Here is a 12,629-nt window from a genome sequence, read left to right as displayed (position 1 = left end):
CGACAACCGTGGCAGCCCCCCCGCCCCGGCCCCCGCCGATCGGCTCCGCACCCCCAGTCTTCCGCTTCCCCGCCCGATTCGGCAGCCCTGTGGATAACTCCCCGGTGGGTGGGGTGGGTATCCATGGGGCGGGGGAGGCCCGGTTGGGGAGGCTTCCCCGATTCGGCCGCGGCATGGCGGACAGGGGTGGGCCGGAGAAGCGGACGGGGGTGGGCCGGAGAGGACCCGTTTCAGGCGCGCGAGATCCGTCTTCCCGCGGGCCGCTTCGACCAAGGTCAGCGCTGACACCAGCACCGGGACACCGGCCCGGCGCGAGGCTTCGGTGCGGACGGTCAGCTGCCTCACGCGCCACCGTGATCCGTGGCCTGCGCACCCTCGCCGCCGAACAGTTCCTGGTGTGCCGCCTCGATCTCCTGCTCGGTGAGCGCGCCGTGCTCGGCCTCGTGGGAGGCGACGATTTCGGCGAGACCGTCCCATGCGAACGAGGTCGCCGCGCAGAGGCCGGCCGTCAGACGGCTCCCAAGTCCACGATGACGGAAAAGGGCGCGGCAGCCTTGACGGCGCCCGTGAACATCTCGCCGTCCCGGTAGGCCCTGGTGGCGGGATCGAGAACGTAGGTGTAGACGATCGGGACGCCGGTGGCGGCCTGTTCGACGCGCCAGTAGAAGGGGATGCCGGCCTTGGCGTACTGGTCCGCCTTCACGATCCGGTCGGTGGTCTCCGAGCCGGGCGAGACGATCTCGGCGACGAGGAGGATGTGCTCGGGGCGGGTGGGGGTGAGGTCGATGGTCTCCGCCCGGTAGACGACGACGTCCGGACGGCGGTTGGTGAGCGGGACGTCCTGTAGTCGGACGTCGAAGTCCGTGTCGGCGTTCCAGTCCGGGCCCGCGGCGGCGTCCAGGGCGTTGGCCAGGAGCCGGGCCAGCCGGTTGTGCCGCTTGGAGGCGCTCGGGCTCACGACGACCATCCCGTCCACGATCTCGATGCCGGCGCACTGCTCCTCAGACCAGGAGTCGTACTGCTCCGCGCTGACCTGGGTGTGCATCCACGCGGGCGCCACCATCTCGGCGGTCATGGTGTGCCTCCTTTGAGGAGCTTCCACAATTCCAGCCTTGCTGGGCTCAGCCTACTGTCCTGCGGTTCCGAGACGCCTGCCTCGGCGAAGGAGCGATCTCCGCTTCGGCGCCGTTCGGCGAGCGGGACGGAGTCCGTGCGGTCTCCATGGCGGGGGATGGGCGCTGTGAGAGGCTGGATCGCATGAACCGGCTAGCTGGTGTGACCTCGCCATATCTGCTTCAGCACGCTGACAATCCGGTCGACTGGTGGCCTTGGGGACCGGAGGCTTTCGAGGAAGCGAAGCGACGCGATGTGCCTGTGCTGCTGTCGGTCGGTTACGCGGCGTGCCACTGGTGTCACGTCATGGCCCACGAAAGTTTCGAGGACGAGGCCGTCGCCGCGGTGATCAACGAGCACTTCGTGGCCGTGAAGGTAGACCGCGAGGAGCGGCCCGACGTGGACGCCGTGTACATGGAGGCGGTGCAGGCCGCCACCGGGCAGGGCGGGTGGCCGATGACGGTCTTTCTGACGCCCGACGCCGAGCCGTTCTACTTCGGTACGTACTTCCCGCCCGCCCCGCGCCACGGCATGCCGTCCTTCCCGCAGATCCTCCAGGGTGTGCGCGGCGCCTGGGCGGACCGCCGGGACGAGGTCGGCGAGGTGGCCGGGCGGATCGTCGCCGATCTGGCGGCGCGGTCGGTCTCGGAAACGTTGGCCAAGGGCGGTCAGGTGCCGCCCGGGCCGGAGGACCTGGCCGCCGCGCTGCTGGCCCTGACCAGGGACTTCGACGCCGTGCACGGCGGCTTCGGCGGCGCGCCCAAGTTCCCGCCGTCCATGGCCCTGGAGTTCCTGCTGCGCCACCACGCGCGTACGGAATCCGAGGCGGCCCTCCAGATGGTGCAGGCGACCGCCGAGGCGATGGCCCGGGGCGGCATCTACGACCAGCTCGGCGGCGGTTTCGCGCGGTACGCGGTGGACGCGACCTGGACGGTGCCGCACTTCGAGAAGATGCTCTACGACAACGCGCTGCTGTGCCGTACGTACGCGCACCTGTGGCGCGTCACCGGATCGGACCTGGCCCGGCGCGTCGCCGTCGAGACCGCCGACTTCATGGTGCGTGAACTCCGCACGGAGGAAGGCGGCTTCGCCTCCGCCCTGGACGCGGACTCCGACGACGGCAGTGGCAAGCACGTCGAGGGCGCGTACTACGTATGGACGCCCGGCCAACTGCGCGACGTCCTGGGGGAGAAGGACGCGGCCATCGCCGCGCACTACTTCGGCGTGACGGAGGAGGGCACCTTCGAGGAGGGCGCTTCCGTCCTCCAACTCCCGGACACCGACGACCTGGTGGACGCTGAGCGGATCGTGAGCATCAGGGAGAGGCTGCGCGCGGCCCGCGACGCCCGGCCGCGCCCCGGCCGGGACGACAAGGTCGTCGCCGCCTGGAACGGCCTGGCCATCGCCGCCCTCGCCGAGACCGGCACCTACTTCGACCGCCCGGACCTGGTCCAGGCCGCCACGGACGCCGCCGACCTGCTCGTCCGCGTCCACATGGACTGGCAGGCGCGGCTGCACCGCACCTCGCGCGACGGTGAGCCCGGCGCCAACACCGGCGTCCTGGAGGACTACGCGGACGTCGCCGAGGGCTTCCTCGCGCTCGCCTCGGTCACCGGGGAGGGCGTCTGGGTGGAGTTCGCGGGCCTCTTCCTGGATACGGTGCTCGTCCACTTCGCCGCCGAGGACGGCACGCTGTACGACACCGCGGACGACGCCGAGCAGCTGATCCGCCGCCCTCAGGACCCGACCGACAACGCCACGCCGTCCGGCTGGACCGCGGCCGCCGGCGCGCTCCTGTCGTACGCGGCCCTGACCGGCAGCGGCCCGCACCGGGACGCCGCCGAGCGCGCCCTGGGCGTCGTCAAGGCGCTGGGCGGCCGGGCGCCGCGCTTCATCGGGTGGGGGCTGGCCGCAGCCGAAGCCGCGCTGGACGGGCCGCGCGAGATCGCGGTCGTCGGCCCGGACGGCGACCCGGCCACCCGGGCGCTGCACCGTGCCGCCCTCCTGGGCACCGCTCCCGGAGCGGTGGTCGCCCTCGGGGCGCCCGGTTCGGACGAGGTGCCGCTGCTGAAGGACCGCCCGCTGGTCGACGGCCGGCCCGCCGCGTACGTCTGCCGCCACTTCACGTGCGAGCGCCCGACGACGGACCCGGAGGAGCTGGGGGAGAAGCTGCGGGGGTGAGGGGCCGGGTGGCTCAGGACACGGAAGCCGCCTGAACCTCCGCGGCTCCGTACGGGGGGTGCGCCCCTCCGTCCAAAGTCCTAGGCCCGGAAGCCGACTTGTACTTCACGCGGGCGTCAAGTTCTAGCGTGACGGCATGATGAACCGTACCGAGGGCGGCCTGCCCGCCACCCACCGCGAAGTCCGCCTGGCCGCCCGCCCGCAGGGGCCGATCACCGACGACCTCTTCGAGGTGGCCGAGGTGCCGGTGCCCCGGCCGGGCCCGGGGCAGGTGCTCGTGCGCAACACGACGATGGCCGTCGCCGCCGTGATGCGGACGCTGATGGACGAGGTCACCGCCGTCCCGATGCCGTCCTTCGTGGTCGGCGAACCGCTGCACGGCTCGGCCATCGGCGAGGTGGTGGAGGCCCCCGGCACCGACTTCGCCCCCGGTGACCTGGTGGAACACCACTCCGGCTGGCGGGAGTACGCCCTCGTGGACGCGGCTGCCGTACAGCGCCGGGACCGTGACCTGCTGCCCGACCCGGCCGCGTACCTCTCCCAGGGCCCCACCGCCTACATGGGCGTCGTACGAGGTGCCGAGGTGCGCGCCGGTGACACGGTGTTCGTGACCGGCGCGGCCGGCGGCGTGGGGTCGCTGGCCGGCCAGATCGCCCGTCTGCAGGGTGCCGCACGGGTCATCGGCAGTACGGGATCGCAGCGCAAGGCCGACATCCTGGTCAAGGAGCTGGGCTACGACGCGGTGGTGATCCGCGGTGCGGGCCCCATCGAGGAGCAGCTGCGCGCGGCGGCCCCCGATGGCGTGGACGCGGTCTTCGACAACGTCGGCGGCGAGCAGTTGCAGGCCTCCATCGCGCTCGCCAACCGCGGCGCCCGGATCGCGCTCGTCGGCGCGCTGTCCGCCCAGCTCTCCGATTCCGCAGCGCACACCACCGAGATCGACACCCTGTCGCTGCTCTCCCGCAGCGTCACCCTGCGGGGCGTCGCGCTCTACGACCACCTCGGCCTGATCCCCGAGTGGAACGAGTACTTCGGGCGCGGGCTGCGGGACGGCACGCTCACCTTCCCGCACGCCCGGCTGCACGGCATCGAGGAGGCCCCGCGCGCCCTCATGGAGCTGATCGAGGGCCGGCACATGGGAGCCGTGCTCGTGGAGCTGTGAGCGGGTCCCCCGCGTACGCGTGGGGCTGTGACGCGGCCCCTCCGCGGCGCGGGCCCGTCGCTCGCGCCCCCGGTCGACGACGTACGGTCTCAGTGAGCCGACGTACGCAACGGGGCGCCACCGACCGGGCCCCGTCGGGGGAGGACCGGATGCGCATCGGGGACGCCGCGGCCGCCGCGGGCATGACGGCCAGGGCACTGCGCTACTACGAGGAGCAGGGGCTGGTGACCGCCCGGCGCACGCCGTCCGGTCACCGGGTGTACGCGCCGGAGGACGTACACCGCCTGCGTACGGTGCGCGAACTGCTCGACGCGGGGCTGACGGTGGGCGACATCCGGTCGTTCGCGCCGCTCCTCGACTCGCTGCCGCCGGGCGGCGTCTCCGCCCTGTTCGCCCCGGGGAACGGCGCCCGCGACGGCGCGGGGGACGACGCCCCCACGGACGGTCCCGGACGGGACGACTGCCGGGTGGCGGAGGCGGTGGCCCGCCGCCGGCTGGCCGACCTGGACGCCCGGATAGAACGGCTGACACGGCTGCGCGGGCGGCTGGCCCGGCAGCTCGGGGAACCGGCGGCCAGGGTGCCGGGGCGGGTGGCGCCGTATGCCAGGGCTTTGAGGGAGTGACGAGGGGACTCCCGGAAAGGTTGGGGCTGGCCGTTCCGGCCCTTTGAATCCGCTAAAGCCGCAACCCCCGCGCCAGCACGTCCATCGTCCGGCCGATCAGCTCTTCGAGGTCATCCCGCTGCCCGTCCGCGACCCAGCGCATCAGCGCTTCCTGGAGGGCGGCCAGGACGGCCGCCGCGATCACCCGGATCTCCAGGTCGTCGGCGGGCCGACCGGACCGTTCCGCCAGTACGGCGCTGATCATCCCGGTGTCCCGCGCGGTGTTCTCCGCCAGCCGGCCGCGGATCGCCGGTACCTCCCGGACGAGGCGGATGCGCTGCACCATTTCGGTGCGCTCTTCGGCGGCGAAACGGTGCAGCGACCCGATGAAGACGTGCCGCAGCGATTCGACCATCGGCTCGTCGGCCGGCCGGGCCCGCAGCCCGGCCTCCAGGAGCGGGTCGTACTCGTCGGTGAGCACGATGTCTTCCTTGGTGGGGAAGTAGCGGAAGACCGTGCTGGGGGAGACGTCGGCGGCCTCGGCGATCCGGTCGACGGGGGTCGCGTCGTACCCCTGCTCCTCGAAGAGCCGGTAGGCGGCCCGGCGGATCGCCTGCCGGGTCTGGATCTTCTTCCGCTCGCGCAGCCCGACCTTGGGTGCGGCGGGCTGCGCGGCGGATTTCTGTGCAGAGGCCATGAAGGTCATTGTCGGGCATCGTCCGGAGCGGGGGCCACGGACGCGGAACGGGCGGTACGAGTGCCCTGGCCGGCAGGGCCGGCAGGGTCAGCGTGGTCGGTGCTGGAGGGCGGCGGGTCGGGTGGCATCCCCTCGTACGGGACGTACGGGCCGCGGATTCGGCAGGAAGGCCGCCACGAGCGTCGCCGCCGCCAGCGCCGCGATCCCGCACACCAGCAGGGCCAGACCCATACCGTGCACATACGCGGCGTCGGCGGAGGCAGCCAGCTGCGCGTCCCCGACGCGGTCCGCGACCAGGTGGGCGGCTACCACCGACTTCTCGGCGGCGGATGCCGCGGGCGCGGGCAGGTGGGAGACGTCGAGCCGGTCGGTGTACGCGCCCGCGAGCAGGCTGCCGAGCACCGCGATGCCGAGCGCGCCGCCGAACTGCCGTACCGTCAGCAGCAGTCCGGAGCCGCTGCCCGCGCGCTCCCGCGGCAGCGTGCCCAGCGCGGCGTCCATGGCGGGCACCACCGCGAAGCCGAAGCCGACGCCCGCCACGGACAGCCAGAGGGCTGTCGTGCCGTAGCCGTCCGACGCCTCGGTGGTGGAGCCGAGGAGTGCGGCGGCGGCGAGGACGAGCAGGCCGCCGGTGACGACCGGGCGCGGTCCGGTACGGGCGACCAGCGGCCCGCTGCCCTTCGCCGCGACGATCAGCCCGGCCATCATCGGCAGCATCCGCACACCGGTGGCGAACGCGTCGTACCTCAGGACGGCTTGCAGGTACTGGGGGAGGATGAACATCAGCCCGGACAGCACCAGCGTGACCAGGGTCGCCGCGACGCAGTTCCACAGGAAGCCGCGGTCGCGCAGCAGCCGCAGGTCCAGCATCGGGCGGGACCGGCCGCGTTCCCGGAGTACGAGGCAGCCGAGCAGGACGGCGGAGGCGCCGAGCACGCCGAGGACGAGCGGGTCGGTCCAGCCCCGGGCGGGCCCTTCGATCACGCCGTACACGAGCGCGCCGAGGCCGGTGACGGTCAGCGCGGTGGACGGCGCGTCCACTTCGGGGGAGGCCGGGTCGGACGTCTCGGGCAGCAGGAACGCGCAGCACACGATGCCGGCCAGGACCAGCGGGACGTTCACGAGGAAGACCGAGCCCCACCAGAAGTGGTCGAGCAGCCGGCCGCCGATCAGCGGGCCGAGCGGCAGGCCGAGCGCCGAGGCGGCGGAGATCGCGCCGACCGCCCTGGTCCGCTCCTCGGGGCCGAACAGGGACGGCAGTACGGACAGGGCCAGCGGCATGACCAGCGCGGCGCCGACGCCCATGACCGCACGGGCGGCGATGACCGGTCCCGGACTGCCGACGACGGTGCCGAGCAGGGAGCCGGCGAGGAACACGGCGAGGCCGGTGATGAGCATCCGGCGGCGTCCGAACCGGTCGCCGAGCAGTCCGGCCGGGAGCATCAGGGCGGCGAAGACGACCAAGTAGGCGTCGGCGATCCACTGTTGCTGTCCGCTGTCGGCGCCCAGTTGGGCGGCCATCGTCGGCAGCGCGACGTTGAGGATCGTGGTGTCGAAGCCGAGGACGAGCATCGAGGCGACCAGGGCGGCGAGAGCCCACCAGCGCCTGGGGGCGGGGGCGGCTTCGGCGTGCGGACCGGTCTCCTGGCCCGGGAGGAAGTGCTGCGGCACGGACACGGCGGCACACCTTTCGAGAGGTACTGGCTATTGGAAGTAACTCTCAAAAGATGGCGACTGTCAATCGGCACCCCTTGACGCCCCCTTGCTCTCTGGAGGGCTGTGGTTTGTCAGTGGCGTGTGTAACGCTGTGGCAAGAGCAAGGTCACTGTCAGTGATGCTTGGAGGGGGTGTTGCGGGTATGCGTACCGCGATCGATGTGTTCGCCGTGTTCGCGGCGGCGCTGTGCGTCGGGGGTTTCCTCGTCGGGGGCACGGCCGTGGTGGTGGGGCTGGTCCTGGCCGGGGTGGCCGCCCTGACATGGCAAGTGGCCGCGGCGTCGAGACCGCGGCCACGTGTGGGCGGAGGAGGCGCGCGCCGGCGCGGTGACAGCGCCGGCGCGCGGGGTGGAAGAGGGGCTGCGGGCGGACCGGATGCCGCGCCGGGCGCCTCAGGCGTGCGTATAGGCCACCAGTGAGATTCCGACGTAGTGCACGGCGAACGCCGCCAGCGTCAGGGAGTGGAACACCTCGTGGAAGCCGAACCAGCGCGGTGAGGGATTGGGGCGCTTGATGCCGTAGATGATGCCGCCGGCGCTGTAGAGGACGCCGCCGACGATGACGAGGACGAGGACGGCGATGCCGCCCTTGCGCAGGAAGTCGGGCAGGAAGAAGACGGCCGCCCAGCCGAGCGCGATGTAGCAGGGCGTGTAGAGCCAGCGTGGCGCACCCACCCAGAAGACGCGGAAGGCGATGCCGGCGAGGGCGGCCCCCCAGACGGCCCACAGGAGTATCTGTCCGCGGCTGCCGGGGATCAGCAGCATGGTCAGCGGGGTGTAGGTGCCCGCGATGATCAGGAAGATGTTGGCGTGATCCAGCCGGCGCAGGATCGCTCCGGTGCGCGGCCCCCAATTGCCGCGGTGGTAAAGGGCGCTGATCCCGAAGAGCAGACAGGCCGAGAGGGTGTAGACGGCACAGGCGATCCGGCCGCGGGTGCTGTCGGCCAGCGCCGTGAGCACCACACCGGAGACGAGGGCGGCGGGGAACATCCCCGCGTGCAGCCAGCCCCGCAGTTTGGGCTTGAGCGGCGCGGCCGCCGCGGCGACCGCGGATACTGCGTCGGCGGCCGCGCTGGTCACGGGGGAAGTGCGGCTTTCGGCGGCGTCGGGCGCGGAAGTCATGGCCGCAATGCTACCTACGCGACCGTAAGTTACGGATTGGTCCGGAAGTGGTGACGGTCACGAGAACCTCCTCTGGACAGATGTGGATCGGGGTCGGATGATCAAATGAGTGCGGTCGGCACCGGATGAGCGGTCGCGAAGCATCCGGGTCGCAGCCCCCAAGGGGCAGACACCTTCATCAAGCGGGCGCTGCCGGCATGTGCGCAGACAGTGGTCCGACCAAACCCTCATCTAGGAGCGATCGTGGCGCGCGACAACGCGGCTCCCTCCCCCGTCCCGACCAACCACCAGGAACTGATCTCCTGGGTCGATGAGATCGCAGCCATCACCGAGCCGGACCGCGTCGTGTGGTGCGACGGCTCGGAGGCGGAGTACGAGCGCCTGTGCGAGGAGCTCGTCGCCAAGGGCACCTTCACGAAGCTGGACCCGATCAAGCGCCCCAACTCGTACTACGCCGCGTCCGATCCGTCGGACGTCGCCCGGGTGGAGGACCGCACCTTCATCTGCTCGGCGAAGGAGGAGGACGCGGGCCCGACCAACCACTGGAAGGCACCGGCGGAGATGCGCGACATCTTCACCGGTGAGCAGGGCATCTTCCGTGGCGCGATGCGCGGCCGGACGATGTACGTCGTCCCGTTCTGCATGGGCCCGCTCGGCTCCCCGCTCTCCGCGCTCGGCGTGGAGATCACCGACTCGGCGTACGTCGCCGTCTCGATGCGCACCATGACCCGGATGGGCCAGGCCGTCCTCGACGAACTGGGGACGGACGGCTTCTTCGTGAAGGCCGTGCACACCCTCGGCGCCCCGCTCGCCGCCGGCGAGGCCGACGTGCCGTGGCCGTGCAACTCGACCAAGTACATCTCGCACTTCCCCGAGGACCGCGAGATCTGGTCCTTCGGCTCCGGCTACGGCGGCAACGCCCTGCTGGGCAAGAAGTGCTACGCGCTGCGCATCGCCTCGGTCATGGCCCGCGACGAGGGCTGGCTCGCCGAGCACATGCTCATCCTCAAACTCACCCCGCCGCAGGGCGAGTCGAAGTACGTCGCCGCCGCGTTCCCGAGCGCCTGCGGCAAGACCAACCTCGCGATGCTGGAGCCCACGATCTCCGGCTGGACGGTCGAGACCATCGGCGACGACATCGCCTGGATGCGCTTCGGCGAGGACGGCCGCCTGTACGCGATCAACCCCGAGGCCGGATTCTTCGGCGTCGCGCCCGGCACCGGCGAGCACACCAACGCCAACGCGATGAAGACCCTGTGGGGCAACTCGGTCTTCACCAACGTCGCGCTGACCGACGACGGCGACGTGTGGTGGGAGGGCATGACCGAGGAGAAGCCCGCGCACCTGACGGACTGGAAGGGCAACGACTGGACCCCGGAGTCCGGGACCCCGGCGGCCCACCCCAACGCCCGCTTCACCGTACCGGCCGGGCAGTGCCCGATCATCGCGCCCGAGTGGGAGGACCCCAAGGGCGTGCCGATCTCGGCCATCCTCTTCGGCGGCCGCCGCGCCAGCGCCGTACCGCTCGTGACCGAGTCGCTGACCTGGCAGCACGGCGTCTTCCTCGGCGCGAACGTGGCGAGCGAGAAGACCGCGGCGGCCGAGGGCAAGGTCGGCGAGCTGCGCCGCGACCCGTTCGCCATGCTGCCGTTCTGCGGCTACAACATGGGCGACTACATGGGCCACTGGATCAAGGTCGGCGCGGACAAGGACCAGTCGAAGCTGCCGAAGATCTACTACGTGAACTGGTTCCGCAAGGACGACGCGGGCCGCTTCGTGTGGCCGGGCTTCGGTGAGAACAGCCGGGTGCTCAAGTGGATCGTCGAGCGCCTGGACGGCAAGGCCGAGGGTGTCGAGACGCCGATCGGCATCCTGCCGACGAAGGAGGCGCTGGACACCGACGGCCTCGACCTGGCCGACGCGGACCTCGACTTCCTGCTCACCGTCGACAAGGACGTGTGGCGCGAGGAGGCGTCGCTGGTCCCCGGCCACCTGAACACCTTCGGTGATCACACACCGAAGGAGCTGTGGGACGAGTACCACGCGCTGGTACGCCGCCTGGGGTAGCACGGCGAAACGGTCCGGCAATGGGATGGCCGGGCCACCACGGCTGACGGCCGGAGCCACGTGCACGAACACGTGGCTCCGGCCGTCTCTTTGCTTCCGGCGCGGCCGCTCAGGCCGTGGCCAGCTCCGGTACGGCGGCGTCGGCCTCGTGGGCCTCCATGCGCTCGGCCGCCAGCGCGGCGGCGGCGCGGTCACCCCGCGAGGTGGCCACGGCCAGGGCGCTGCCGGCCAGCATCCGCGCCCGCCGGTGCAGCCGGGGCGCGCGGGCCGGGTCGCCGCCGCCGCTCGGCGCGGCCCGCAGCGGATACACCCCGCCGCGCAGCCGGGTGACTTGCTCGGCGATGCGCTCGGCGGCGTCGTCCAGCGCGGGACCGGGCACGGCGGCGCGCAGTTCGTCGGTGACGGTGAGCAGCGCGGTCAGATGGCCGGCGAGCCGGATGTCCAGCTCCTCCGCCCGGGAGCGGTGCGGGACGTCCTGGTCGGCGGCCATGGAGTGGACCGACTTGGTGCGGATCGGTTCGTACATGGGACGGCCTCCTGGCAACGCGGAACGGCGGCTGGGAGACCATCCTAGCTTAGACAGTGTCTAAAGTTGTGATCCGTACAGTCGGGATTCGGGTGTGGCGTCCGTCTTGCGGATGCTCAGTACTGCCCGTAGCCGTCCAGGAACGTGCCGATGCGGGTCACCGCGTCCGTCAGGTCGTCCTTGTTCGGCAGCGTGACCAGGCGGAAGTGGTCCGGCTCCGGCCAGTTGAAGCCCGTACCGTGCACGATCATGATCTTCTCGGCGCGCAGCAGGTCCAGCACCATCTGCCGGTCGTCCTTGATCTTGTAGACCTTCGGGTCCAGCCGCGGGAAGGCGTACAGCGCGCCCTTCGGCCTGGTGCAGGTGACGCCGGGGATCCGGGTGAGCAGCTCGTACGCGGTGTCGCGCTGTTCCAGCAGCCGCCCGCCCGGCAGCACCAGGTCGTTGATCGACTGCCGGCCGCCGAGGGCGGTGGCCACGGCGTGCTGGGCGGGCATGTTCGCGCACAGCCGCATGTTGGCGAGGATCGTCAGACCCTCGATGTACGAGGCGGCGTGCGCCTTCGGGCCGCAGACCGCCATCCAGCCGCTGCGGTAGCCCGCCACCCGGTAGGACTTCGAGAGCCCGTTGAAGGTCAGGGTCAGCAGGTCGGGGGCGATCGCGGCGAACGGGGTGTGGGTGACCCCGTCGTAGAGGATCTTGTCGTAGATCTCGTCGGCGCAGACGATCAGGTTGTGCCGGCGGGCGATCTCGGCGAGGCCGCGCAGCAGCTCGTCGTCGTAGACCGCGCCGGTCGGGTTGTTCGGGTTGATGACGACGAGGGCCTTGGTGCGGTCGGTGATCTTGCGCTCGATGTCGGCGAGGTCCGGCATCCAGTCCGCCTGCTCGTCGCAGCGGTAGTGCACCGCCGTACCGCCCGACAGCGAGACCGCGGCCGTCCACAGCGGATAGTCGGGCGCCGGTACGAGCACCTCGTCCCCGTCGTCCAGCAGCGCCTGCATCGACATCTGGATCAGTTCGGAGACGCCGTTGCCGAGGTAGATGTCGTCGACCGACAGCTCGATGCCCTTGGTCTGGTAGTGCTGCATGACCGCGCGCCGGGCGGAGAGCAGGCCCTTGGCGTCGCCGTAGCCGTGCGCCGTGCCGACGGTGCGGAGGATGTCCTCCAGGATCTCCGGCGGGCACTCGAAACCGAAGGCCGCCGGGTTTCCGGTGTTCAGCTTGAGGATGCGGTGTCCCGCTGCTTCGAGCCGCATCGCCTCCTCAAGGACCGGTCCCCTGATCTCGTAGCAGACGTTGGCGAGCTTCGTTGACTGGATCACCTGCATGCCAGCCACCTTACGGGCGCGTAACACGCCCTGCCTGGTGTTCTTGTTCACGCCGGGGCAACCGGTGGTGTGGGGTTGCTCACCCGGCGTCATGGCGAGCGGGGCGTATGGGCATAC

10 protein-coding genes and 1 pseudogene are annotated in these 12,629 nt (G+C 71.4%); 4 read left to right on the top strand and 7 right to left on the bottom strand.

Annotated features, from left to right (window positions below):
- Positions 1-216 precede the first annotated feature (216 nt).
- Positions 217-345: pseudogene (locus IH45_RS1000000151035) on the bottom strand (DNA-binding protein); the annotation flags it as partial.
- 163 nt (positions 346-508) lie between these two features.
- Complete coding sequence (locus IH45_RS0117020) at positions 509-1,075, bottom strand: Uma2 family endonuclease (RefSeq protein WP_030668250.1); 567 nt, start codon at positions 1,073-1,075, stop codon at positions 509-511.
- A gap of 182 nt (positions 1,076-1,257) precedes the next feature.
- Between IH45_RS0117020 and IH45_RS0117015 the strand changes: the two genes are divergently transcribed.
- The 3 genes from IH45_RS0117015 to IH45_RS0117005 all read left to right on the top strand — a co-directional run bounded on the left by IH45_RS0117015 (position 1,258) and on the right by IH45_RS0117005 (position 5,079).
- Entirely contained in the window at positions 1,258-3,294 is a 2,037-nt protein-coding gene (locus IH45_RS0117015) for a thioredoxin domain-containing protein (protein WP_030668248.1), read from the top strand.
- Positions 3,295-3,430: 136 nt separating this feature from the next.
- Complete coding sequence (locus IH45_RS0117010) at positions 3,431-4,456, top strand: MDR family NADP-dependent oxidoreductase (protein ID WP_030668246.1); 1,026 nt, start codon at positions 3,431-3,433, stop codon at positions 4,454-4,456.
- 149 nt (positions 4,457-4,605) lie between these two features.
- Entirely contained in the window at positions 4,606-5,079 is a 474-nt protein-coding gene (locus tag IH45_RS0117005; RefSeq protein WP_030668242.1) for a MerR family transcriptional regulator, read from the top strand.
- Positions 5,080-5,131: 52 nt separating this feature from the next.
- Here IH45_RS0117005 and IH45_RS0117000 read toward each other — a convergent pair whose 3' ends face one another.
- The 3 genes from IH45_RS0117000 to trhA all read right to left on the bottom strand — a co-directional run bounded on the left by IH45_RS0117000 (position 5,132) and on the right by trhA (position 8,591).
- Positions 5,132-5,764, bottom strand: coding sequence for a TetR/AcrR family transcriptional regulator (locus IH45_RS0117000; protein WP_050514918.1), 633 nt, complete (start codon positions 5,762-5,764; stop codon positions 5,132-5,134).
- Between the two features lie 78 nt (positions 5,765-5,842).
- The gene (locus IH45_RS0116995; RefSeq protein WP_050514924.1) at positions 5,843-7,327 is read right to left on the bottom strand and encodes an MFS transporter; all 1,485 of its coding nucleotides are present in this window, start codon (positions 7,325-7,327) and stop codon (positions 5,843-5,845) included.
- Between the two features lie 535 nt (positions 7,328-7,862).
- Positions 7,863-8,591 carry a PAQR family membrane homeostasis protein TrhA gene (gene trhA, locus IH45_RS0116990; protein WP_030668233.1) on the bottom strand — a complete coding sequence of 243 codons (729 nt, stop codon included), beginning with the start codon at positions 8,589-8,591 and terminating at the stop codon, positions 7,863-7,865.
- 243 nt (positions 8,592-8,834) lie between these two features.
- Here trhA and IH45_RS0116985 point away from each other — a divergent pair, with 243 nt between their 5' ends.
- Entirely contained in the window at positions 8,835-10,658 is a 1,824-nt protein-coding gene (locus IH45_RS0116985; protein WP_030668229.1) for a phosphoenolpyruvate carboxykinase (GTP), read from the top strand.
- 109 nt (positions 10,659-10,767) lie between these two features.
- Here the strand turns inward: IH45_RS0116985 and IH45_RS0116980 are convergent, their stop codons facing one another.
- Both IH45_RS0116980 and IH45_RS0116975 read right to left on the bottom strand, forming a co-directional pair.
- On the bottom strand, positions 10,768-11,184 hold the full coding sequence (locus IH45_RS0116980) for an SCO4983 family protein (protein ID WP_030668225.1): 417 nt from the start codon (positions 11,182-11,184) through the stop codon (positions 10,768-10,770).
- 116 nt (positions 11,185-11,300) lie between these two features.
- Positions 11,301-12,512 carry a pyridoxal phosphate-dependent aminotransferase gene (locus IH45_RS0116975; RefSeq protein WP_030668223.1) on the bottom strand — a complete coding sequence of 404 codons (1,212 nt, stop codon included), beginning with the start codon at positions 12,510-12,512 and terminating at the stop codon, positions 11,301-11,303.
- Positions 12,513-12,629: the final 117 nt, after the last annotated feature.

It is taken from the genome of Streptomyces rimosus subsp. rimosus, from assembly GCF_000720725.1.
In the GTDB taxonomy this organism is placed as follows: Bacteria; Actinomycetota; Actinomycetes; order Streptomycetales; family Streptomycetaceae; genus Streptomyces; species Streptomyces rimosus_A.
Note: the sequence above shows the minus strand (reverse complement) of the source record. Positions and strands in the feature narration are given on the sequence as shown.

Excerpts from the sequence above, each read along its gene's own strand:
- IH45_RS0117020 (WP_030668250.1), bottom strand. The coding sequence starts at position 1,075 with ATGACCGCCGAGATGGTGGCGCCCGCGTGGATGCACACCCAGGTCAGC.
- IH45_RS0117015 (WP_030668248.1), top strand. The coding sequence starts at position 1,258 with ATGAACCGGCTAGCTGGTGTGACCTCGCCATATCTGCTTCAGCACGCT.
- IH45_RS0117010 (WP_030668246.1), top strand. The coding sequence starts at position 3,431 with ATGATGAACCGTACCGAGGGCGGCCTGCCCGCCACCCACCGCGAAGTC.
- IH45_RS0117005 (WP_030668242.1), top strand. The coding sequence starts at position 4,606 with ATGCGCATCGGGGACGCCGCGGCCGCCGCGGGCATGACGGCCAGGGCA.
- IH45_RS0117000 (WP_050514918.1), bottom strand. The coding sequence starts at position 5,764 with ATGACCTTCATGGCCTCTGCACAGAAATCCGCCGCGCAGCCCGCCGCA.
- IH45_RS0116995 (WP_050514924.1), bottom strand. The coding sequence starts at position 7,327 with ATGCTCGTCCTCGGCTTCGACACCACGATCCTCAACGTCGCGCTGCCG.
- trhA (WP_030668233.1), bottom strand. The coding sequence starts at position 8,591 with ATGACTTCCGCGCCCGACGCCGCCGAAAGCCGCACTTCCCCCGTGACC.
- IH45_RS0116980 (WP_030668225.1), bottom strand. The coding sequence starts at position 11,184 with ATGTACGAACCGATCCGCACCAAGTCGGTCCACTCCATGGCCGCCGAC.
- IH45_RS0116975 (WP_030668223.1), bottom strand. The coding sequence starts at position 12,512 with ATGCAGGTGATCCAGTCAACGAAGCTCGCCAACGTCTGCTACGAGATC.